Source organism: Mesorhizobium sp. M4B.F.Ca.ET.058.02.1.1 (genome assembly GCF_003952505.1).
Lineage (GTDB): Bacteria > Pseudomonadota > Alphaproteobacteria > Rhizobiales > Rhizobiaceae > Mesorhizobium.
Genome location: NZ_CP034450.1, coordinates 665526 through 686940, shown reverse-complemented (window position 1 = coordinate 686940; position 21415 = coordinate 665526). Strand labels below are relative to the sequence as shown.

At 63.3% G+C, this 21415-nt stretch carries 29 protein-coding genes; 2 read left to right on the top strand and 27 right to left on the bottom strand.

Features of this window, described 5'->3' with window-relative positions:
* Positions 1 to 140 precede the first annotated feature (140 nt).
* From rplO to rpsL, 25 genes are all read right to left on the bottom strand, one after another.
* Positions 141 to 614: a 50S ribosomal protein L15 gene (gene rplO / locus EJ073_RS03415; RefSeq protein ID WP_126054446.1), complete on the bottom strand. Its 474-nt coding sequence runs from the start codon at positions 612 to 614 to the stop codon at positions 141 to 143.
* A 22-nt stretch (positions 615 to 636) separates the two neighbouring features.
* On the bottom strand, positions 637 to 834 hold the full coding sequence (gene rpmD / locus EJ073_RS03410) for a 50S ribosomal protein L30 (RefSeq protein WP_006205449.1): 198 nt from the start codon (positions 832 to 834) through the stop codon (positions 637 to 639).
* Positions 835 to 859: 25 nt separating this feature from the next.
* A complete protein-coding gene (gene rpsE, locus EJ073_RS03405; protein ID WP_027046810.1) occupies positions 860 to 1429 on the bottom strand; it encodes a 30S ribosomal protein S5 in 570 nt (189 codons plus the stop codon).
* Positions 1430 to 1506: 77 nt separating this feature from the next.
* On the bottom strand, positions 1507 to 1866 hold the full coding sequence (gene rplR, locus EJ073_RS03400; RefSeq protein ID WP_126054445.1) for a 50S ribosomal protein L18: 360 nt from the start codon (positions 1864 to 1866) through the stop codon (positions 1507 to 1509).
* 90 nt (positions 1867 to 1956) lie between these two features.
* Positions 1957 to 2490, bottom strand: coding sequence for a 50S ribosomal protein L6 (rplF, locus tag EJ073_RS03395; protein ID WP_126054444.1), 534 nt, complete (start codon positions 2488 to 2490; stop codon positions 1957 to 1959).
* 89 nt (positions 2491 to 2579) lie between these two features.
* Positions 2580 to 2978, bottom strand: coding sequence for a 30S ribosomal protein S8 (gene rpsH / locus EJ073_RS03390; protein ID WP_126054443.1), 399 nt, complete (start codon positions 2976 to 2978; stop codon positions 2580 to 2582).
* 13 nt (positions 2979 to 2991) lie between these two features.
* Positions 2992 to 3297, bottom strand: coding sequence for a 30S ribosomal protein S14 (rpsN, locus tag EJ073_RS03385; protein WP_126054442.1), 306 nt, complete (start codon positions 3295 to 3297; stop codon positions 2992 to 2994).
* Positions 3298 to 3323: 26 nt separating this feature from the next.
* Entirely contained in the window at positions 3324 to 3902 is a 579-nt protein-coding gene (gene rplE, locus EJ073_RS03380; RefSeq protein WP_126054441.1) for a 50S ribosomal protein L5, read from the bottom strand.
* Positions 3895 to 4209 (bottom strand): 50S ribosomal protein L24, encoded by a 315-nt coding sequence (gene rplX, locus EJ073_RS03375; protein ID WP_126054440.1) that lies wholly within the window; start codon positions 4207 to 4209, stop codon positions 3895 to 3897. Before rplX ends, rplE begins: the two co-directional genes overlap by 8 nt.
* A 12-nt stretch (positions 4210 to 4221) precedes the next feature.
* Positions 4222 to 4590, bottom strand: a complete 369-nt coding sequence (gene rplN, locus EJ073_RS03370; RefSeq protein WP_006205457.1) for a 50S ribosomal protein L14 — start codon at positions 4588 to 4590, stop codon at positions 4222 to 4224.
* Positions 4591 to 4662: 72 nt separating this feature from the next.
* Entirely contained in the window at positions 4663 to 4902 is a 240-nt protein-coding gene (rpsQ, locus tag EJ073_RS03365) for a 30S ribosomal protein S17 (RefSeq protein WP_126054439.1), read from the bottom strand.
* Between the two features lie 11 nt (positions 4903 to 4913).
* Positions 4914 to 5114 (bottom strand): 50S ribosomal protein L29, encoded by a 201-nt coding sequence (rpmC, locus tag EJ073_RS03360; protein ID WP_126042433.1) that lies wholly within the window; start codon positions 5112 to 5114, stop codon positions 4914 to 4916.
* A 13-nt stretch (positions 5115 to 5127) separates the two neighbouring features.
* Entirely contained in the window at positions 5128 to 5541 is a 414-nt protein-coding gene (gene rplP, locus EJ073_RS03355) for a 50S ribosomal protein L16 (protein ID WP_126054438.1), read from the bottom strand.
* Positions 5542 to 5568: 27 nt separating this feature from the next.
* A complete protein-coding gene (rpsC, locus tag EJ073_RS03350) occupies positions 5569 to 6300 on the bottom strand; it encodes a 30S ribosomal protein S3 (RefSeq protein WP_126054437.1) in 732 nt (243 codons plus the stop codon).
* Positions 6300 to 6689, bottom strand: coding sequence for a 50S ribosomal protein L22 (gene rplV, locus EJ073_RS03345; RefSeq protein ID WP_006205462.1), 390 nt, complete (start codon positions 6687 to 6689; stop codon positions 6300 to 6302). The genes rpsC and rplV overlap by 1 nt, the downstream gene beginning before the upstream one ends.
* 2 nt (positions 6690 to 6691) lie before the next feature.
* Positions 6692 to 6970, bottom strand: a complete 279-nt coding sequence (gene rpsS / locus EJ073_RS03340; RefSeq protein WP_006205463.1) for a 30S ribosomal protein S19 — start codon at positions 6968 to 6970, stop codon at positions 6692 to 6694.
* A gap of 16 nt (positions 6971 to 6986) precedes the next feature.
* Positions 6987 to 7820, bottom strand: a complete 834-nt coding sequence (gene rplB, locus EJ073_RS03335) for a 50S ribosomal protein L2 (RefSeq protein ID WP_126054436.1) — start codon at positions 7818 to 7820, stop codon at positions 6987 to 6989.
* A gap of 22 nt (positions 7821 to 7842) precedes the next feature.
* On the bottom strand, positions 7843 to 8136 hold the full coding sequence (locus tag EJ073_RS03330) for a 50S ribosomal protein L23 (protein WP_126054435.1): 294 nt from the start codon (positions 8134 to 8136) through the stop codon (positions 7843 to 7845).
* Positions 8133 to 8753, bottom strand: a complete 621-nt coding sequence (gene rplD, locus EJ073_RS03325) for a 50S ribosomal protein L4 (RefSeq protein ID WP_126054434.1) — start codon at positions 8751 to 8753, stop codon at positions 8133 to 8135. Before rplD ends, EJ073_RS03330 begins: the two co-directional genes overlap by 4 nt.
* Positions 8753 to 9469: a 50S ribosomal protein L3 gene (rplC, locus tag EJ073_RS03320; RefSeq protein WP_126054433.1), complete on the bottom strand. Its 717-nt coding sequence runs from the start codon at positions 9467 to 9469 to the stop codon at positions 8753 to 8755. The genes rplD and rplC overlap by 1 nt, the downstream gene beginning before the upstream one ends.
* Positions 9470 to 9563: 94 nt before the next feature.
* Positions 9564 to 9872 carry a 30S ribosomal protein S10 gene (gene rpsJ / locus EJ073_RS03315; RefSeq protein ID WP_006205468.1) on the bottom strand — a complete coding sequence of 103 codons (309 nt, stop codon included), beginning with the start codon at positions 9870 to 9872 and terminating at the stop codon, positions 9564 to 9566.
* A gap of 68 nt (positions 9873 to 9940) precedes the next feature.
* Complete coding sequence (tuf, locus tag EJ073_RS03310; protein WP_095805843.1) at positions 9941 to 11116, bottom strand: elongation factor Tu; 1176 nt, start codon at positions 11114 to 11116, stop codon at positions 9941 to 9943.
* Positions 11117 to 11181: 65 nt separating this feature from the next.
* Positions 11182 to 13272, bottom strand: coding sequence for an elongation factor G (gene fusA / locus EJ073_RS03305; RefSeq protein ID WP_126054432.1), 2091 nt, complete (start codon positions 13270 to 13272; stop codon positions 11182 to 11184).
* Between the two features lie 29 nt (positions 13273 to 13301).
* Entirely contained in the window at positions 13302 to 13772 is a 471-nt protein-coding gene (gene rpsG / locus EJ073_RS03300; RefSeq protein WP_126054431.1) for a 30S ribosomal protein S7, read from the bottom strand.
* A gap of 64 nt (positions 13773 to 13836) precedes the next feature.
* Complete coding sequence (gene rpsL, locus EJ073_RS03295) at positions 13837 to 14208, bottom strand: 30S ribosomal protein S12 (protein WP_006202128.1); 372 nt, start codon at positions 14206 to 14208, stop codon at positions 13837 to 13839.
* Between the two features lie 474 nt (positions 14209 to 14682).
* Between rpsL and EJ073_RS03290 the strand changes: the two genes are divergently transcribed.
* Positions 14683 to 14964, top strand: a complete 282-nt coding sequence (locus EJ073_RS03290) for a transcriptional regulator (RefSeq protein ID WP_126054430.1) — start codon at positions 14683 to 14685, stop codon at positions 14962 to 14964.
* Positions 14965 to 15037: 73 nt separating this feature from the next.
* Positions 15038 to 15973 (top strand): Gfo/Idh/MocA family oxidoreductase, encoded by a 936-nt coding sequence (locus EJ073_RS03285; RefSeq protein ID WP_126054429.1) that lies wholly within the window; start codon positions 15038 to 15040, stop codon positions 15971 to 15973.
* A 410-nt stretch (positions 15974 to 16383) separates the two neighbouring features.
* Here the strand turns inward: EJ073_RS03285 and EJ073_RS03280 are convergent, their stop codons facing one another.
* Together EJ073_RS03280 and rpoC are read right to left on the bottom strand one after the other, a co-directional pair.
* Positions 16384 to 17049 (bottom strand): O-methyltransferase, encoded by a 666-nt coding sequence (locus tag EJ073_RS03280; protein ID WP_126054428.1) that lies wholly within the window; start codon positions 17047 to 17049, stop codon positions 16384 to 16386.
* Between the two features lie 74 nt (positions 17050 to 17123).
* The gene (rpoC, locus tag EJ073_RS03275) at positions 17124 to 21320 is read right to left on the bottom strand and encodes a DNA-directed RNA polymerase subunit beta' (RefSeq protein WP_126054427.1); all 4197 of its coding nucleotides are present in this window, start codon (positions 21318 to 21320) and stop codon (positions 17124 to 17126) included.
* Positions 21321 to 21415 lie beyond the last annotated feature (95 nt).

Below are 21415 nucleotides of genomic sequence, written 5' to 3'. Positions count from 1 at the left end.
GTCACCGAAGCTCACGAGATAAGCTCCGGACCGTAAACATGCAAGCGGCCGCGTTGACGCGGCCGCCTAATTGATCAGATCAAGGCGCGAAGGACGGTAAAACCTGGCTTCACTCGTGCCATCTGCGCTTTAAATCGCCGTTACTCTGCGGCGGCCTTTTCCGGCACCTTCACCGAGCCGCCGGCCTTCTCGATCTTCTCGATCGCGGCCTTGGAGGCACCGGCCACGTCGAAGGCGAGCTTCGCCTTGAGGTCGCCGTCGGACAGAATGCGCACGCCGTCCTTGGCGCGGCGGATGACGCCGGCCGCGATGAGGGCCTCGGCCGTCACCGTCGCCTTGGCGTCGAGCTTCTTTGCGTCGAGCGCGGCCTGGATGCGGGCCAGCGACACGACGGTGAAGCTCTTGCCGAACAGGTTGTTGAAGCCGCGCTTCGGCAGGCGCCGGTAAAGCGGCATCTGGCCGCCCTCGAAGCCGTTGATGGCCACACCCGAGCGTGCCTTCTGGCCCTTGACGCCGCGGCCGCCTGTCTTGCCCGAGCCGGAGCCGATGCCGCGGCCCAGACGCTTCTTGGAGTGCGTGGCGCCGTCCTTGTCACGCAGATCGTTGAGTTTCATCTTCGTTCTCCTGCGCTTCTGCTCAGCCCTCGTCCACGACGCGGACGAGATGCTGGACGGCAGCGATCATGCCGCGCACGGAAGGCGTATCTTCCAGCGTGCGCTGCTTGTGCATCTTGTTGAGGCCGAGGCCGACCAGCGTGGCGCGCTGCTCCTTCGGCCGGCGGATCGGCGAGCCGATCTGCTCGACGGTGATGGTCTTGGTAGCTTTCTTGGCCATGGTCTGGATCCCTGGTCAGCGTCGACTATTCTTCAGCCGCGACGGCGGTGCCGCGGCGGGCCTGAAGGGTCGAGTACTTGATGCCGCGCGCGGCAGCCACATCCTTCGGATGCATCTGGCTCTTCAGCGCGTCGAAGGTGGCGCGAACCATGTTGTAGGGGTTCGACGAACCCATCGACTTGGCGACCACGTCATGCATGCCGAGCGTCTCGAAGACGGCGCGCATCGGGCCGCCGGCGATGATGCCGGTACCCTGCTTGGCGGCGCGCAGCAGAACGCGTCCGGCGCCCCAGCGGCCCTCGACGTCGTGATGCAGCGTGCGCCCCGAGCGCAGCGGCACGAAGATCATGTCGCGCTTGGCCGACTCGGTCGCCTTGCGGATCGCTTCCGGCACTTCGCGCGCCTTGCCGTGGCCGAAGCCGACGCGGCCCTTCTGGTCGCCGACGACGACGAGAGCGGCAAAGCCGAAACGCCGGCCGCCCTTCACCACCTTGGCGACGCGGTTGATGTGGACGAGCTTGTCCACCATGCCGTCGTCGCGCTCTTCGCGCTCACGCTCGCGGCCGCGGCCGCCTTCCCTACGTTCCTGTGCCATATCCTGTTCCTTGTTCTTTTCCGGAAGCACGGTTGCTGCAATGCCGGCGCCGCTTTCGGGTCGCCGGCGGTGAAAAATCAGAAGCTCAGACCACCTTCGCGGGCGGCCTCGGCCAGCGCCTTGACGCGGCCGTGATAGATGTACGGGCCACGGTCGAAGACGACTTCCTTGACACCGGCCTTCGAGGCGCGCTCGGCGATCAGCTTGCCGACAGCCGCGGCAGCTGCGGTGTCGGCGCCTGTCTTGAGCGAACCCTTGAGGTCCTTCTCCAGCGTCGAGGCGGCGGCCAGCGTATGGCCCTTGGCGTCGTCGATGACCTGGACGTAGATGTTCTTCGAGGTGCGATGGACCGAGAGACGCGGACGCTCGCCCGCAACCTTCTTGATCTGGCGACGCACGCGCTGAGCGCGGCGCTGGGTGGATTCTTTCGAGCCCATGGTACTGTTCCTTGCCTTCAGAAAACGGGGGCAACCCTGTGCGGTAGGCGAAGATGCCTCCCGCGGTCGCGCCCCGCGGCGTTGCGATGATTACTTCTTCTTGCCTTCCTTGCGGACGATCTTCTCGCCGGCGTAGCGCACGCCCTTGCCCTTGTAGGGCTCGGGACCGCGGTACTCGCGGATCTCGGCGGCAACTTGCCCGACCTGCTGCTTGTCGATGCCGGTGACCGTGATTTCCGTCGGCTTCGGCACCGTGATGGTGATGCCCTGCGGGGTCTCGTAGACCACGTCATGGCTGAAGCCAAGCGCAAGCTGCAGGTTCTTGCCCTGCATGGCGGCGCGATAACCGACGCCGGTGATCTCGAGCCGCTTCTCGAAGCCGTCCTTCACACCCTGCAGGATGTTGACGATCTGCGTGCGCGACATGCCCCACTTGGCGCGGGCGGTCTTTGTCTGGTCGCGCGGCTGGACGGCAATCTCGGTGCCTTCCAGCTTGACCAGCACTTCGTCGTTGACCACGAACTTCAGCTCACCCTTGGGGCCCTTCGCCGTCACGGTCTGGCCGTTGACGGTCGCGGTCACGCCCTGCGGCAGCGAAACGGGTTTCTTTCCAATACGAGACATTTTGTTGTCCTCGTCACTTCTCTAGGTTCAGGGTCCAGTTTTCGAGCATTCCCGAAAACCGGATACCGCTTTCGATATCACGCGCCAGATCAGAAGATCTGGCAGAGGATTTCACCGCCGACGTTCTGCTCGCGCGCTTCGTGGTCGGCCATCACGCCCTTCGGCGTCGAAAGGATGGCGATACCGAGGCCGTTGGCGACCTGCGGGATCGACTTGGCCGAGACATAGACGCGGCGGCCCGGCTTCGAGACACGGGCGATTTCGCGCACGACCGGCGCGCCGTCGAAATACTTCAGCTCGATCTCGATTTCGGACTTGCCGTTCTCGAAGTCGGTCTGGCTGTAGTCGCGGATATAGCCTTCTGCCTTCAGCACGTCGAGGACGCGGGTGCGCAGACGCGAAGCCGGGGTCGAGACGCTCGACTTCTTACGGCCATAGGCGTTGCGGATGCGGGTCAGCATATCGCCGAGAGGATCGCTCAATGACATCTCAATGTCCTCCTTACCAGCTCGACTTGACCAGGCCCGGGATCTGGCCGTTGTTGCCAAGATCGCGAAGCGCGATACGCGAAACCTTGAGCTTGCGATAGTAGGCGCGCGGGCGGCCGGTGACTTCGCAGCGGTTGCGGATGCGGATCTTGGCCGAGTTGCGCGGCAGTGCCGACAGCTTCAACTGGGCGCGGAAACGCTCTTCCATCGGCTTGGACTGATCCATGACGATGGCCTTCAGTGCCTTGCGCTTGGCGGCATATTGGTCCGCAAGCTTCCGGCGCCTGTTGTTCTTCTCGACTGAGCTGGTCTTTGCCATTTCAGATTTTTCCTTTTTCGCTGCCGTTACTGGCGGAAGGGGAAGTTGAAAGCCTTGAGCAGAGCCCTGGCTTCGTCGTCCGTCTTCGCCGTCGTACAAACGATGACGTCCATGCCCCAGACCTGATCAACCTTGTCGTAGTTGATCTCCGGGAACACGATGTGTTCCTTGATGCCCATGGCATAGTTGCCACGGCCGTCAAAGCTCTTCGGGTTCAGCCCGCGGAAGTCGCGGACTCGCGGCAGCGCGATGTTCACGAGGCGATCGAGGAACTCGTACATGCGTTCCTTGCGCAGCGTGACCTTGGCGCCGATCGGCATGTTCTCGCGCACCTTGAACCCGGCGATCGAGTTGCGGGCGCGGGTGACGACGGCCTTCTGGCCGGCGATCATCGCGAGGTCCTCGGCCGCGACCGAAGGCTTCTTCGAATCGCCGGTCGCCTCGCCGACGCCCATGTTCAGCACGATCTTGTCGAGGCGCGGAACCTGCATGTCGTTGTCGTAGCCGAACTGCTCCTGCAGCGCCTTGCGGATGGTCTCGTTATAGACCTTCTTGAGGCGCGGCTCGTTCTTGGCAGCCGCCTGCTTGGTTTCAGCCTTAGCCATTGATGACTTCTCCCGAACGCTTGGCGACGCGCACCTTCTTGCCGTCCTTCTGGATGGTGAAACCGACGCGGGTCGGCTTGCCGTCCTTGGGGTCGGCCAGCGCGATGTTCGACAGGTGGATCGGCGCTTCCTTGGTGATGATCCCGCCCTCTTGGGACTGGGTCTGCTTCTGGTGACGGCGGATCAGGTTGACGCCGCGCACCAGCGCGGTGTCTTCCTTCGGCTGCACCGACAGGACTTCGCCCGAACGGCCCTTGTCCTTGCCGGCAAGCACGACGACCTTGTCGCCTTTTCTGATCTTCTGCATTGGTCCGGCTCCTTACAGCACTTCAGGCGCGAGCGAGATGATCTTCATGTGGTTCTTGGCGCGAAGTTCGCGCGGAACCGGTCCGAAGATACGCGTGCCGATCGGCTCTTTCTTGTTGTCGACGAGAACAGCCGCGTTCTTGTCGAAACGGATCACGCTGCCGTCCGGGCGTCGGATGTCCTTGGCCGTGCGAACAACGACCGCCTTCATCACATCGCCCTTCTTCACGCGGCCGCGCGGAATGGCTTCCTTGATCGACACCACGATGATGTCGCCGACAGAGGCGTATTTCCGCTTCGAGCCGCCCAGCACCTTGATGCACATGACACGACGGGCGCCGGAATTATCCGCGACGTCGAGGTTTGTTTGCATCTGAATCATGACTGGCCGCCTTCTTCTTTTCTAACGGGACAGGCTCGAAGCCCCTCCCCGGTCTGTCCAAAATTCGTTTGTTTACGCCTGGTCCGAAGACACGACGATCCAGCGCTTGTCCTTGGAAATCGGCTTCGATTCCTGGATGAACACCTGATCGCCGATCTTGTGGGCGTTGTTCTCGTCGTGCGCCTTGTACTTCTTGGTCATGCGCACGGTCTTCTTCATCACGGGATGCGTGAAGCGCCGTTCGACCTTGACGACGACCGTCTTCTCATTCTTGTCGCTGACGACGGTGCCCTGCAGAATGCGCTTTGGCATGGTTTTCGTCCTTAAGCCTTCTTGGCCGCGGACTTTTCCGCAGCGATGGTCTTGATGCGCGCTATGTCCCTGCGGACCTGCTTCACGCGCGCGGTCTTCTCGAGCTGACCGGTGGCCTTCTGGAAGCGCAGGTTGAACTGCTCCTTCTTCAGGCTGGCCAGGTCGTCGGTCAGCTGGTCCTGGGTCTTGGTCCGGATGTCTTCGGCTTTCATGATCGGCCCGTCCTTATTCTGCGATGCGCTGTACGAAGCGCGTCCTGACCGAGAGCTTCGCCGCGCCGAGGCGCAGCGCCTCGCGCGCCGTCTCTTCGCTGACGCCGTCGATCTCGAACATGATGCGGCCAGGCTTGACGCGCGCCGCCCAATAGTCGACGGCGCCCTTGCCTTTACCCATACGCACTTCGGTCGGCTTCGAGGTGACCGGCAGATCCGGGAACACCCGGATCCAGACGCGGCCGGCGCGCTTCATCTCGCGGGTGATCGCGCGGCGGGCCGCCTCGATCTCGCGCGCGGTGACGCGGTTCGGCTCAAGCGCCTTCAGCCCGAAACCGCCGAAATCCAGATTGGTGCCGCCCTTGGCGGTACCGTGGATGCGGCCCTTGAACTGCTTGCGGAACTTTGTGCGCTTTGGCTGCAGCATCGTTCTAACTCCAAATTCTCAAATGTCTCAGGCGTTTTCGCGACGGCGACCGCGCTCGCGCTCACCACCGGCGCTGCCGCCATGCGCATGATCGCCCTCGGTGGCCCGGCGTTCCGACGCCATCGGGTCGTGCTCGAGGATCTCGCCCTTGAACACCCAGACCTTGACGCCGCAGATGCCGTAAGCGGTGTTCGCCTCGGCCGTGCCGTAGTCGACATCGGCGCGCAGCGTATGCAGCGGCACGCGGCCTTCGCGGTACCATTCCATGCGCGCGATTTCGGCGCCGCCCAGACGACCCGAGCAGTTGATGCGGATGCCCTCGGCGCCGAGACGCATCGCCGACTGAACGGCGCGCTTCATGGCGCGGCGGAACGCGATGCGGCGCTCCAGCTGCTGGGCGATCGACTGCGCGATCAGCGTGGCGTCGATCTCCGGCTTGCGCACCTCGACGATGTTGAGGTGCGTCTCGGACTTCGTCATCTCCATCAGCTTCTTGCGAAGCTTCTCGATGTCGGCGCCCTTCTTGCCGATGATCAGGCCCGGACGCGCCGCGTGGATGGTGACGCGGCACTTCTTGTGCGGACGCTCGATCACGACCTTGGAGATGGCGGCCTGCTTGAGTTCCTTCTCAAGATACTTGCGGATCTTGATGTCCTCATGCAGCAGCTGGCCGTACTCGCCGGTGTTCGCGAACCAGCGCGAATCCCAGGTGCGGTTGATGCCGAGACGCAGCCCGATCGGATTGACTTTCTGGCCCATTATGCGGCCTCCCCTTTTTCCTCGACTTCACGAACGACGATCGTGAGGTGCGAGAACGGCTTTTCGATACGGCTGGCGCGGCCACGGCCACGAGCGTGGAACCGCTTCATGACGATCGACTTGCCGACATAGGCTTCCGCCACGATCAGCGCGTCGACGTCGAGGTCGTGGTTGTTTTCCGCGTTGGCGATCGCCGATTCCAGCGTCTTCTTGACCGTGCCGGAAATCCGCTTGGCCGAGAATTCGAGGTCGGAAAGCGCTGTCGCGACCTTCTTGCCGCGGATCAGCGCGGCAACCAGGTTCAGCTTCTGCGGGCTGATACGGATCGTGCGCAGAACGGCGCGCGCCTCGTTGTCAGCAAGCCTGCGCGGAGCTTTGGCCTTGCCCATGATTATTTCCTCTTCGCCTTCTTATCCGCGCCGTGACCGTAATAGGTCCGGGTCGGAGCGAATTCACCGAACTTGTGACCGACCATGTCCTCGTTCACGGAGACGGGAACATGCTTCTGGCCGTTGTAGACACCGAAGGTGAAGCCGACGAACTGCGGCAGGATGGTGGAGCGACGGCTCCACATCTTGATCACCTCATTGCGACCGCCTTCACGAACCTTGTCCACCTTCTTGAGAAGGTAGCCGTCGATGAAGGGGCCTTTCCAAATCGAACGAGTCACTTGGCGTTACCTCTTCTTAGCTCTTGCGCTGATGGCGCGAGCGCACGATGAACTTGTCGGTCGCCTTGTTGGACCGCGTCTTCTTGCCCTTGGTCGGCTTGCCCCAGGGCGAAACCGGATGACGGCCACCCGAGGTGCGGCCTTCGCCGCCGCCGTGCGGGTGATCGACCGGGTTCATGGCCACGCCGCGATTGTGCGGACGCTTGCCGCGCCACACGGTGCGGCCGGCTTTGCCGTCATTGATGTTGCCGTGGTCGGGGTTCGACACCGCGCCGACGGTCGCCATGCAGGAACCGTGCACGACGCGCTGCTCGCCCGAGTTGAGGCGCAGGATCGCCATGCCCTGGTCGCGGCCGACGAGCTGGGCGTAACCGCCCGCCGAACGGGCGACCTGGCCGCCCTTGCCCGGCTTCAGCTCGATGTTGTGGACGATCGTGCCGACCGGCATCGAGGCCAACGGCATCGCATTGCCCGGCTTCACGTCGACCGCTTCGCCTGCCACGATCTTGTCGCCGGCGGCAAGGCGCTGCGGGGCGATGATGTAGGACAGCTCGCCGTCGTCATACTTGATCAGCGCGATGAAGGCGGTGCGGTTCGGATCGTATTCGATCCGCTCCACCGTGCCGACGACGTCGAACTTGCGGCGCTTGAAGTCGATGATGCGGTACGAACGCTTGTGACCGCCGCCGATGAAGCGGGCGGTGATGCGGCCGTAATTGTTGCGGCCGCCCGACTTGGTCAGGCCTTCGGTCAGGCCCTTCACGGGCTTGCCCTTGTAGAGGCCCGAGCGGTCGACGATGACCAGCTGGCGGGTGCTCGGCGTTACCGGGTTGAATTTCTTGAGTGCCATTGTCCTGTCCTCGCGGCCTTGCTCAGAGACCCGTCGCGACGTCGATCGACTGGCCGTCGGCCAGCGTCACAACCGCCTTCTTGACGTCGCCCTGGCGGCCGATCGTGCCGCGGAAGCGCTTGATCTTGCCCTTGCGGACAAGCGTGTTCACGGCCGTAACCTTGACCCCGAAGAGGGCTTCGACGGCGGCCTTGATTTCCGGCTTCGACGCCTTCTTGGCGACGTTGAAGACGACCTGGTTCTGCTCGGAAGCCATGGTCGACTTTTCGGTGATCGCCGGCGAGACGATCACGTCGTAGTGACGAAGGTCGGTCATTTGAAGCGCTCCTCGAGAGCCTCGACGGCGGCCTTGGAAAGGACCAGCGTGCCGCGGCGCAGAATGTCGTAGACGTTGATGCCCTGGATGGGCAGCACGTCGATGTTCGGAATGTTGGTCGCCGCCAGCTTGAAGTTCTGGTCGAGCTCGGCGCCGCCGATGACGAGCGCGTTGGTCAGGCCAAGCGTCTCGAAATTCGCGACCAGCGCCTTGGTCTTGGCCTCGGTCAGCTTCAGCTCGTCAACGATGATAATCGACGCGCTCTTGGCCTTCGCCGACAGAGCATGCTTGAGGCCGAGCGCGCGCACCTTCTTCGGCAGGTCGTGCTCGTGGCTGCGCACGACCGGGCCGTGCGCCTTGCCGCCGCCGCGGAACTGCGGGGCGCGAGCCGAATGGTGGCGGGCGCGGCCCGTACCCTTCTGCTTGTACATCTTGGCGCCGGTGCGCGCGATCTCGGCGCGGCCCTTGGCCTTGTGCGTGCCCTGCTGCTTCTTGGCCAGCTGCCAGCGCACGACGCGCTGCAGGATGTCCTCGCGCGGATCAAGGCCGAAAATCTCCTCGGAGAGTTTCACCTTGCCGGCGTCCTTGCCGCCCAGCGTTGTGATTTTGAGGTCCATTATTCCGCTCCCTCGGTAGCCGGGGCTTCATTCTTGGCGGCGCCAGCGCGGATCGCGGCAGGCTTCGGCGCATTGGCCGGCAGCGCGACCTTGGCCGCGTCGCGGACCAGGATCCAGGCGCCCTTGACGCCGGGAACCGCGCCGCGGATCAGGATCAGGCCGCGGTCGGCGTCGGTCGAGACGACCTCGACGTTCTGCGTGGTGACGCGAACGTCACCCATGTGGCCGGCCATCTTCTTGCCCTTGAACACCTTGCCGGGGTCCTGGCGCTGGCCGGTCGAGCCGTGCGTGCGGTGCGAGACCGAGTTACCGTGCGTGGCGCGGCCACCACCCATGTTGTGCCGCTTGATCACGCCCTGGAAACCCTTGCCGGTCGAGGTGCCGGTGACGTCGACCTTCTGGCCGGCGACGAAGTGCTCGACGGTGATCTCGGCGCCAACGTCGATCATGTTGTCGGCGGAGACGCGGAATTCGGCGAGCTTCGCCTTCGGCTCGACGGAAGCGGCGGCGAAATGGCCGCGCATCGCCTTCGACGTGTTCTTTACCTTGGCAAGGCCAACGCCGAGCTGGACGGCGGTGTAGCCGTTCTTCTCCTGCGTGCGCTGCGCCACGACCTGGCAATTCTCCATCTGGAGAACGGTGACGGGAACATGTTCCCCGGCATCGTTATAGATGCGGGTCATTCCCACCTTCTTTGCAATCACACCTGAACGCATCGGTTCAATTCCTTTAGAGTTCCCTGTCGGGGCTGTCGCCCCTCCACGCCTCTTGTTCCTTCAGAGTTCCGGGTCGCCCCGCGCCTCTTGTTCCTTAGAGCTTGATCTCGACGTCGACACCGGCGGCGAGGTCGAGCTTCATCAAAGCATCGACCGTCTGCGGGGTCGGATCGACGATATCGAGCAGACGCTTGTGCGTGCGCATCTCGAACTGCTCGCGGCTCTTCTTGTCGACGTGAGGCGACCGGTTGACCGTGAACTTTTCGATCCGCGTCGGCAGCGGAATGGGGCCGCGGACGTTGGCGCCGGTGCGCTTGGCCGTCGACACGATCTCCCGCGTCGAGGCGTCGAGCACGCGGTGATCAAACGCCTTAAGGCGGATGCGGATATTCTGTCCGTTCATGCGTCACTTCCTTGTTCTGGCGCGGCGCGGGCAACTTCCGCGCCCGCGACAGATCGGTTTAAGTCCAATTATTCTTTGATGGTGACGACGATGCCGGCACCGACGGTGCGGCCGCCTTCACGGATGGCGAAGCGCAGCTTCTCTTCCATGGCGATCGGCACGATCAGCTCGACGTCGACCGTGATGTTGTCGCCAGGCATCACCATCTCGGTGCCGGCCGGCAGCGTCACGATGCCGGTCACGTCAGTGGTGCGGAAGTAGAACTGCGGACGGTAGTTGGTGAAGAACGGCGTGTGGCGGCCGCCCTCGTCCTTGGTCAGGATGTAGGCTTCGGCCACGAACTTCTTGTGCGGCTTCACCGAACCCGGCTTGGCCAGAACCTGGCCGCGCTCGACGCCCTCACGGTCGACGCCGCGCAGCAGCGCGCCGATGTTGTCGCCGGCCTGGCCCTGGTCGAGCAGCTTGCGGAACATCTCGACGCCCGTACAGGTCGTCTTGGTCGTCGGACGGATGCCGACGATCTCCAGTTCCTCGCCGACCTTGACCACGCCGCGCTCGACGCGGCCGGTCACAACCGTGCCGCGGCCCGAGATCGAGAACACGTCCTCGATCGGCATCAGGAACGGCTTGTCCAGCGGACGCACCGGCGTCGGGATGTAGGCGTCGACCTGCGCCATCAGCTCGCGGATCGCGTCCTCGCCGATGGTCTTGTTGGAGTCCTCAAGCGCCGCCAGCGCCGAGCCCTTGACGATCGGAATGTCGTCGCCGGGGAACTCGTTCTTGGTCAGGAGCTCGCGAACCTCGAGCTCGACCAGCTCAAGCAGCTCGGCGTCGTCGACCTGGTCGACCTTGTTCAGGAACACCACGATCGACGGCACGCCGACCTGGCGGGCGAGCAGGATGTGCTCGCGCGTCTGCGGCATCGGGCCGTCGGCGGCCGAAACGACCAGGATCGCGCCGTCCATCTGCGCCGCGCCGGTGATCATGTTCTTCACATAGTCGGCGTGGCCGGGGCAGTCGACGTGGGCATAGTGGCGGTTGGCCGTCTCGTATTCGACGTGCGCCGTCGAAATGGTGATGCCACGCGCCTTCTCTTCCGGCGCCGCGTCGATCTGGTCATAGCGCTTGTATTCGCCAAAATACTTCGTGATCGCCGCCGTCAGCGACGTCTTGCCATGATCGACGTGGCCGATCGTGCCAATGTTCACATGCGGCTTGGTGCGCTCGAATTTACCTTTTGCCATGTGATGTCTCCATTCCTGCTTGCCCGTGCGGGGCTTGAATTAAGGTCTCGTGCAACCCGCTCGAGTTACGCGTATTTCTTCTGGACTTCCTGGGCGACCGCGGTCGGAACCGGCTCGTAGTGGTCGAACTGCATCGTGTACTGGGCGCGGCCCTGCGACATCGAACGCAGATTGTCGACGTACTTGAACATGTTGGCGAGCGGCACCATCGCATTGATGACGACGGCCACGCCGCGCGCTTCCTGGCCCTGGATCTGGCCACGGCGGCCGTTGAGGTCGCCGATGACGCTGCCGACGTAGTCTTCCGGCGTCACGACCTCGACCTTCATGATCGGCTCGAGCAACTGCACGCCGAGCTTCGGCGCAGCTTCACGGAAGCAGGCGCGGCCGGCGATTTCGAAGGCGAGCACCGAGGAGTCGACGTCGTGGAAGGCACCGTCGATGAGCGTCGCCTTGACGCCGATCATCGGGAAGCCAGCGAACGGACCGGACGACAGCACGCTGTTGATGCCCTTCTCGACGCCGGGGACGTATTCCTTCGGCACCGCGCCGCCGACGATCTTCGACTCGAACTTGAAGTCGCCGCCTTCCTGGTCCGGCTCAAACAGGATCTTGACGCGGGCGAACTGACCGGTACCGCCCGTCTGCTTCTTGTGCGTGTAGTCCTGCTCATGCGTGCGGGTGATCGTCTCGCGATAGGCCACCTGCGGCGCGCCGATATTGGCTTCGACCTTGAACTCGCGACGCATACGGTCGACGATGATGTCGAGGTGCAACTCGCCCATGCCGGCGATGATGGTCTGGCCGCTTTCCTCGTCGGTCTTGACGCGGAAGGACGGATCCTCAGCCGCCAGGCGATGCAGGGCAAGGCCCATCTTCTCCTGGTCGTTCTTGGTCTTCGGCTCGATGGCGATCTGGATGACCGGATCGGGGAATTCCATGCGCTCGAGGATGACCGGGTGCAGCGGATCGCAGAGCGTGTCGCCGGTGGTGGTGTCCTTGAGGCCGGCCAGAGCGACGATGTCGCCGGCGTAAGCCTCTTCGATGTCGGCGCGCGAATTCGCATGCATCTGCAGCATGCGGCCGATGCGCTCCTTCTTGCCCTTCACGGTGTTGTCGAGCGAGACGCCCTTGGCGAGCTTGCCCGAATAGATGCGGGCGAAGGTGAGCGAGCCGACGAACGGGTCGTTCATGATCTTGAAGGCCAGCATCGACAGCGGCTCGTTGTCGTCCGCGTGACGCTCGATCTCGGCGTCGGTCTTGGCATCGACGCCCTTGATGGCGGGAACGTCGGCCGGCGACGGCAGGTATTCGACGACGGCGTCGAGCAGCGGCTGCACGCCCTTGTTCTTGAAGGCCGAGCCACAGAACATCGGGAAGAACTTGACCGCGATGGTGCCCTTGCGGATCAGCGCGCGGATCTCGTCGTTCGACGGCATCTTGCCTTCGAGGTAGTTCTCGAGCGCGGTCTCGTCCATCTCGACGGCGGCTTCGATCATCTTCTCGCGGTATTCCTCGGCGCGAGCCTTGAGGTCGGCCGGGATCTCGACGACGTCCCAGGCGGCGCCCAGCGTCTCGTCGCGCCAGACCAGCGCGTTCATCTCGACGAGATCGACGACGCCCTTGAACTCGGTCTCGGCGCCGATCGGCAGCTGCATGACGACGGCCTGCGCGCCGAGGCGCGAGCCGATCATCTCGACCGAGCGGTAGAAGTCGGCGCCGATCTTGTCCATCTTGTTGCAGAAGATCATGCGCGGCACGTGGTACTTGTCGGCCTGGCGCCAGACGGTCTCCGTCTGCGGCTCGACACCGGCATTGGCGTCGAGCAGCGCGATGGCGCCGTCGAGCACGCGCAGCGAACGCTCGACCTCGATGGTGAAGTCGACGTGTCCGGGAGTGTCGATGATGTTGAAGCGGTGCATCTTGCCGTCACGGCCCTTCCAGAAGGTCGTGGTCGCGGCGGACGTGATGGTGATGCCGCGCTCCTGCTCCTGCTCCATCCAGTCCATGGTGGCAGCGCCGTCATGGACTTCGCCGATCTTGTGCGACTTGCCCGTGTAGTACAGGACGCGCTCGGTCGTCGTCGTCTTGCCGGCGTCGATATGCGCCATGATACCGAAATTGCGGTAGTCTTCGATTTTGTATTCGCGGGCCATGGTAGGTGCCTCTCAGTCTCGTTCGCGCTTTACCAGCGGTAGTGCGCGAAGGCGCGGTTGGCTTCTGCCATCTTGTGGGTGTCTTCACGCTTCTTCACGGCCGTGCCACGGTTGTTGGCCGCGTCCATCAGCTCGCCCGAGAGGCGGTCGATCATGGTGGTCTCGTTGCGATTGCGCGCCGCGGTGATCAGCCAGCGGATGGCCAGTGCCTGGCGGCGCTCGGGGCGCACGTCGACCGGAACCTGGTAGGTGGCGCCGCCGACGCGGCGCGAGCGCACTTCCACATGCGGCGCGACATTGTCGAGCGCCTGATGGAAGACGGTGACCGGCTCCTGCTTGGTCTTGGCCTGGACCTGGTCCAGCGCGCCGTAGACGATGGTCTCGGCAACCGACTTCTTGCCGTCATACATGACGGCGTTCATGAACTTGGTGACGATCAGGTCGCCGAACTTCGGGTCCGGATTGATCTCACGCTTTTCTGCACTGTGACGACGGGACATGGCTTTTGTCTCTCAATCTCTCATGGCCCGGCGCAGTCAAAAAAAGCGCCGAAGCCGGAAAACCTTACTTCGGACGCTTGGCACCGTATTTCGAACGGCGCTGCTTGCGGTTCTTGACGCCCTGGGTATCGAGCACGCCGCGGATGATGTGGTAGCGCACACCCGGAAGGTCCTTGACGCGGCCGCCGCGGATCATGACCACGGAGTGTTCCTGCAGGTTGTGGCCTTCGCCCGGGATGTAGCCGATCACCTCGAAACCATTGGTCAGGCGGATCTTGGCCACCTTGCGCAGCGCCGAGTTCGGCTTCTTCGGCGTCGTGGTGTAGACGCGCGTGCAGACGCCCCGCTTCTGCGGGTTCTGCTGCATGGCCGGGACCTTGTTGCGCTTCACCGGCGCCAGGCGCGGCTTGCGGATCAGCTGGTTGACGGTAGGCATTAAACCCTCTTGTCTCTCAATTCCGTGTCTTGCCCGGTCAGGGCCGCTCAAAGCGTCGTTTCCATACGCAAATTCGGGCAACACACCGCGCCTCGCGGTCTTGCCCGAACAAATTGCAGAGGAAGCGGAAACCGCTTCATGCGCGCCGGAAATGTCTTTTCGCTCGTAAAACGAACCCTGTTTGAGGCAAACTCCAAGGCGTGTCGCCTCGAAAAGGAAAGCCTCACATCGGTTCTGACTGGGCGGCTTCTACTCGCAACCCTTCGAACCGTCAACCCCGCGCTGGCAAATATTGCGCGCGAACCGGGGCTTGGCAGCCATGCGAAAAACGCATGTAATTTTCTTGCGTCTTTTTGCAAGGGCGAGGAAGAAAGTGACCGGCTTTTGGCTGTCGCCGGCCCATGCTTCATGCCAAAAGGCGGCACGAGCCGCAGAAATGCCCTTGCCCCGCCCTTTGCCGAGAGGAATCAGCCCGTGAACGACAATGAGGAACGCCCGGTCACCATCATCACCGGCCGTGTCTGGAAGAAGAAAGGCGGCAAGCCGGAAGGCGTCCATGTGATGCTTGTGGCGCCCGACGACGATTCGGCGGTGCGCAAGGCGCTCGATTCGCTCGCCGCGGAAGGCTATGCCGAGGCCGAACTCGACCAGATCGGCGACATGGACGGCGCGCCCGATGACGAGCCGCATCTGTCGGCCTACCAGGGCGCGCTCGAAGGCGAAGTGTCGATCATCACGTTCGACGAGCCGATCTGACGATCGGCGCCGGCTTGCCCGGCGTCACTTCCCTGCTTAGAAACACCCACCTTTCCAAATCCTCGGAGTTCCCATGCCCTCGAACAAAGGTCCCATCAAGCTCGGCATCGTTGGCGTGGGCAAGATCGTCCGCGACCAGCATCTTCCGGCCCTGGCGAAAGACAGCGACTACCAGCTCATCGCCGCCGCCAGCCGGCACGGCAAGGTCGACGGCATCCCGAACTTTCCGACCATCGAGGCAATGCTCGACGCCGTGCCGGACCTCGACGCCGTCTCGCTCTGCATGCCGCCCCAGTTCCGTTACGATGCCGCGCGCGCAGCGCTCGAAGCCGGGAAGCATGTCTTCCTGGAGAAGCCGCCGGGCGCCACCGTCAGCGAGGTCGAGGACCTGAAGAGGATCGCCGGCAAGCATGGCGTTTCTCTCTTCGCCAGTTGGCACTCACGCTACGCGCCGGCGGTCGAGGCCGCGCGCGAGTTCCTGGCCTCGGCCAGGATCAGCTCGGCGGCGATCATCTGGAAGGAAGACGTGCGCCGCTGGCACCCGAACCAGGAATGGATCTGGGCGCCGGGCGGCTTTGGCGTCTTCGATCCGGGCATCAACGCGCTGTCGATCGCCACCCACATCCTGCCGGCGATGTTCATTACCTCGGCGGTTCTCGATTTTCCGGAGAATCGCGCATCGCCGGTTGCCGCGCATGTCGCCTTCCGCACCTCGAATGGAGTGCCGGTGACGATGGAGCTCGACTGGCTGCAGACCGGTCCGCAGAGCTGGGACATCCTGGCCGAGACCGACAAGGGCAAGATTGTGCTTTCAGGCGGCGGCGCCAAGCTCGCCATCGACGGCAAGATCGTCCACGACGAGCCGGAAGCTGAATATCCGATGCTCTACCAGCGCTTCGCCGAGATCGTTCGCGCCGGGACGTCCGACGTCGATCTCGCGCCGTTACAGCACGTCGCCGACGCCTTCATGCTCGGCAAGCGCAACGTGGTCGAGGCGTTCTTCGATTGAGCTAAACTGAGAACCTTCCCGCCGTTATCCTATCGTCTTCGAACGGGATGTGCTCCTGGCCGAGGTTCAGAAACGATGGGCGCGGTTCGATCTCCGCGCTCCACCTTGTTCAGAACGTGTTGAACGGCAACCTCAAGGTCGTCGTGCCCCCAGCCAAGCTCGGCAATCTCGCCATACCGGACGAAATGCGAGCGGTCGAAGCCGTATTCGAATTCATTGTAGGAAATCACGCTTCGGCCGATCAACGCGACCACCCAAACGCGCCGGTCGTCCCCTGCCGGAGAGCGATGCGTCCATAGCTCCGGTCGATGCCGAACACGTCCCAGAGTCTTCTCTGCGCAAGATTCATGCGCTCTCGCCCCGCGTTGATCAGGTCCCAAAGAGCCGCCTCGTCCATCTGTCCAACCCCTTCACTCGACGATCGCTATCGCAAAGCCGTCATAGCCCTTGGCGCCGACGGTCTGGATGGCGGTGCCGTCCAGTCGCCTCTCGCCCCCAATGAACGAGAACGCCGCGCGTGCGCCTTCGACATTGGCGTCGCCGCTATCTTCCTGCACCACAGCGCCGTCACGAATGACGTTGTCGCAGACGATGACCGTTCCAGGCCGTGACAGCTTCATTGCCCAGTCGAGATAATTCGGATTGTTCGGCTTGTCGGCGTCGATGAAGACCAGATCGAACGGACCCGCGTTTTCGCCACTCAGCGCGGCGAGCGATTGAAGCGCTGGACCGATGCGCAGATCGATCCGGTCTGACACCCCTGCCCGCTCGAAATTCGAGCGTGCGACCCTGGCATGGTGCGGATCGAGCTCCAGCGTCACGACCTTTCCATCAACGGGCAGTCCCCGCGCCATCCAGATTGTCGAGTAGCCGCCAAGCGTGCCGATTTCGAGAATCTTCCTCGCGCCGCGGATGCGCACCAGCAGCGACAATAGCTTGCCCTGCGCGGCGGAGACATCGATCGCCGGCAAACCCTGATTGCGGTTTGCCGTGAGCACCGCGTCAAGCACGGGATCCGCCTCGAACAGGGAAGCAACGATGTAGTCGTCGACGGCCGTCCAGGTCTTCTTGCTCATCATAGTTCCTCATGGCCCAAATGCGAAAAGGGGCCACATAGGGCCCCTTTCCATCTTCTCTTCTCATCCCGCGCTTACTGCGCGGCGGTGACCATGTCGGTCAGCATCGGCTCGGCGACCTCGACGCCCGAGGCCTTGCGGCGCTCGTCGATGATCAACTCGTCGCGCGAGGTGGCGATGCGCCGGATCTGGCTCATCGTGCCGCCGGTGCCGGCCGGGATCAGCCGGCCGACGATGACGTTTTCCTTCAGGCCCTGCAGCATGTCGGTCTTGCCGGCAACCGCCGCTTCGGTCAGCACCCTGGTCGTCTCCTGGAAGGAAGCGGCCGAAATGAAGGACGGCGTCTGCAGCGATGCCTTGGTAATGCCGAGCAGCACCGGCTGACCTTCGGCTGGCTTCTTGCCGTCCTCGATCAGCCGCTCGTTGACCTCTTCCAGCTCGATCACGTCGACGTGGTCGCCCGGAATGTAGGTCGAGTCTCCCTGCGTGGTGATCTCGACCTTCTGCAGCATCTGGCGAACGATCACCTCGATGTGCTTGTCGTTGATCGACACGCCCTGCAGGCGGTAGACCTCCTGGATCTCGTTGACGAGGTAGGAGGCAAGCGCCTCCACGCCCTTGATCGCCAGGATGTCGTGCGGCGCCGGGTTGCCGTCGAGGATGTAGTCGCCCTTCTCGATGACGTCGCCGTCCTGGAGATGGAACGGCTTGCCCTTCGGGATCAGGTATTCGACCGGCTCGAGCGTCGAGTCATGCGGCTCGATGATGATACGGCGCTTGTTCTTATAGTCGCGGCCGAAGCGGACCGTGCCATCGATCTCGGCGATGATGGCGTGATCCTTCGGACGACGTGCCTCGAACAGTTCGGCAACACGCGGCAGACCGCCGGTGATGTCCTTGGTCTTGGCGCTTTCCATCGGAATACGCGCCAGCACGTCGCCGGGACGGACATGCGCGCCCGGCTCGACCGAGAGGATTGCCTCGACCGAGAGCAGGAAGCGGGCATCGCCGCCCTTCGACAGCTTGCCGACCTTGCCCTTGGCGTCGTGCACGATGATCGCCGGCTTCAGGTCGTTGCCGCGCGGCGTCGAACGCCAGTCGATGACCTCGCGCTTGGTGATGCCGGTCGATTCGTCGGCCGTTTCCTGGACGGAAATGCCGTCGACCAGATCCTCGAACGCCACCTTGCCCTCGATTTCGGTGAGGATCGGGCGGGTATAGGGATCCCACTCGGCGATGCGCTGGCCGCGCTTCACCTTGTCGCCATCGTCCACGAAGAGGCGCGAGCCGTAGGCAACGCGGTGCGTGGCGCGTTCCTTGCCGGCCTCGTCGAGGATCAGCACCGCCATGTTGCGGCCCATGACCATCTGCTGCCCGTCGGAGTTGCGCACCACGTTGCGGTTGCGGATCTCGACCTTGCCTTCATAGGAGGCTTCGAGGAACGAAGAGTCCACCACCTGTGCCGTGCCGCCCATGTGGAAGGTACGCATGGTGAGCTGCGTGCCCGGCTCGCCGATCGACTGCGCCGCGATGACACCGACGGCCTCGCCCTGGTTGACAGGGGTGCCGCGGGCGAGGTCGCGTCCGTAGCAGACCGCGCAGACGCCGGTCCTGACCTCGCAGGTCAGCGCCGAGCGGATGCGCACCGACTGCACGCCGGCCTTCTCGATCTGCTCAACGTCGCGTTCGTCCATCAGCTTGCCGGCCTTGACCAGCACTTCGCCGGAGACCGGATGGTTGATGTCGTCGAGCGCAGTGCGGCCGAGCACGCGCTGGCCGATCGAAGCGACGATCTGGCCGGCATCGACGATCGGCTGCATGGTGAGGCCCTTGTCGGTGCCGCAGTCGAGCGAGTTGACGATGCAGTCCTGCGCCACGTCGACGAGACGACGGGTGAGGTAACCCGAGTTCGCCGTCTTCAGAGCGGTGTCGGCCAGACCCTTGCGGGCGCCGTGGGTCGAGTTGAAGTACTCGAGCACGGTGAGGCCTTCCTTGAAGTTCGAGATGATCGGCGTCTCGATGATTTCGCCCGACGGCTTGGCCATCAGGCCGCGCATGCCGGCGAGCTGGCGCATCTGGGTGGGCGAACCGCGCGCACCCGAATGCGACATCATGTAGATCGAGTTCATCGGCTTCTGACGGCCGTTGTCCTCGAACTCGACGGCCTTGATGCGGGCCATCATCTCGTCGGCGACCTTTTCCGAGCACTTGGCCCAGGCATCGACGACCTTGTTGTACTTCTCGCCCTGGGTGATCAGGCCGTCATTGTACTGCTGCTCGTATTCCTTGGCCAAAGCCTCGGTCTCGGACACCAGCTTGATCTTGGTGTCCGGGATCAGCATGTCGTCCTTGCCGAACGAGATGCCGGCGCGGCAGGCATGCGCGAAGCCGAGCGCCATGATGCGATCGCAGAAAATGACCGTCTCCTTCTGACCGCAATGGCGGTAGACGGTGTCGATCATCTTGGAGATGTTCTTCTTGGTCATCTCCTGGTTGGCGGTCTCGTAGGGCACGTTGACGTTCTTCGGCAGCAGCTCGCCGATGATCATGCGGCCGGGCGTGGTGTCATAGATCTTCGACACGACATTGCCTTCGGCATCGACCGAGCGGAAGCGGCCCTTAATCTTGGCGTGCAGCGTCACCGCCTTGGTCTCCAGCGCGTGCTGGAGCTCGCCCATGTCGGCGAACACCATGCCCTCGCCCGGCTCGTTCTGGTTGACGATCGAGAGATAGTAGAGACCGAGAACCATGTCCTGCGACGGCACGATGATCGGCGCGCCGGATGCCGGGTGCAGGATGTTGTTGGTCGACATCATCAGCACGCGGGCTTCGAGCTGCGCTTCCAGCGACAGCGGAACGTGAACGGCCATCTGGTCGCCGTCGAAGTCGGCGTTGAAGGCCGTGCAGACCAGCGGATGCAGCTGGATCGCCTTGCCTTCGATCAGGGTCGGCTCGAACGCCTGGATGCCGAGGCGGTGCAGCGTCGGAGCGCGGTTCAACAGCACCGGATGCTCGCGGATGACCTCGTCCAGGATATCCCAGACTTCCGGACGCTCCTTCTCCACCAGCTTCTTGGCCTGCTTGACGGTCGAGGAGAAACCCTTGGCGTCAAGGCGGGCGTAGATGAAGGGCTTGAACAGTTCGAGCGCCATCTTCTTCGGCAGGCCACACTGATGCAGCTTGAGCTCCGGGCCGGTCACGATGACCGAGCGGCCGGAATAGTCGACGCGCTTGCCGAGCAGGTTCTGGCGGAACCGGCCCTGCTTGCCCTTCAGCATGTCGGACAGCGACTTCAGCGGACGCTTGTTGGCGCCGGTGATGACGCGGCCGCGGCGGCCGTTGTCGAACAGGGCATCGACCGCTTCCTGCAGCATGCGCTTTTCATTGCGCACGATGATGCCGGGCGCACGCAGCTCGATCAGCCGCTTGAGGCGGTTGTTGCGGTTGATGACGCGGCGATAGAGATCGTTGAGGTCGGACGTCGCGAAACGGCCGCCGTCCAGCGGGACGAGCGGGCGCAGGTCCGGCGGGATCACCGGAACCACTTTCATGATCATCCATTCCGGACGGTTGCCCGACTCCATGAAGTTCTCGACGACCTTGAGCCGCTTCAGGAACTTCTTCTGCTTGAGTTCGGAGGTGGTCGAAGCCAGTTCCGAACGCAGGTCGCCGGCGATCTTCTCCAGATCCATGCCGGCCAGCAGGTCGTGAATGGCCTCTGCGCCGATCATGGCGGTGAACGAATCCTCGCCATATTCGTCGACGGCGATCATGTACTCTTCCTCGCTGAGCAGCTGGTGCTCCTTCAGCGCGGTCAGGCCAGGCTCGGTGACGATGTAGTTCTCGAAGTAGAGGACGCGCTCGATGTCCTTCAGCGTCATGTCGAGCAGCGTGCCAATGCGCGAGGGCAGCGACTTCAGGAACCAGATATGGGCGACGGGCGCGGCGAGCTCGATATGGCCCATGCGCTCGCGGCGCACGCGCGACAGCGTGACTTCGACGCCGCACTTCTCGCAGATGACGCCCTTGTACTTCATGCGCTTGTACTTGCCGCACAGGCATTCATAGTCCTTGATCGGACCGAAAATGCGCGCGCAGAACAGGCCGTCACGCTCCGGCTTGAAGGTGCGGTAGTTGATGGTCTCCGGCTTCTTGATCTCGCCGAACGACCAGGACAGAATCTTCTCAGGGCTGGCGAGCGATATCCGGATGGAATCGAACACCTGCGCCGGCGCCTGGGGGTTGAAGAGATTCATGACCTCTTGGTTCATGCCGTTCTCCTTTTCGGGGTCCTCGAAAACCCCTTGCATCTAACGCGGGCCGAATGCCCGCAGACTGGTCGGCCCACCGGCCGAGGAATTTGATC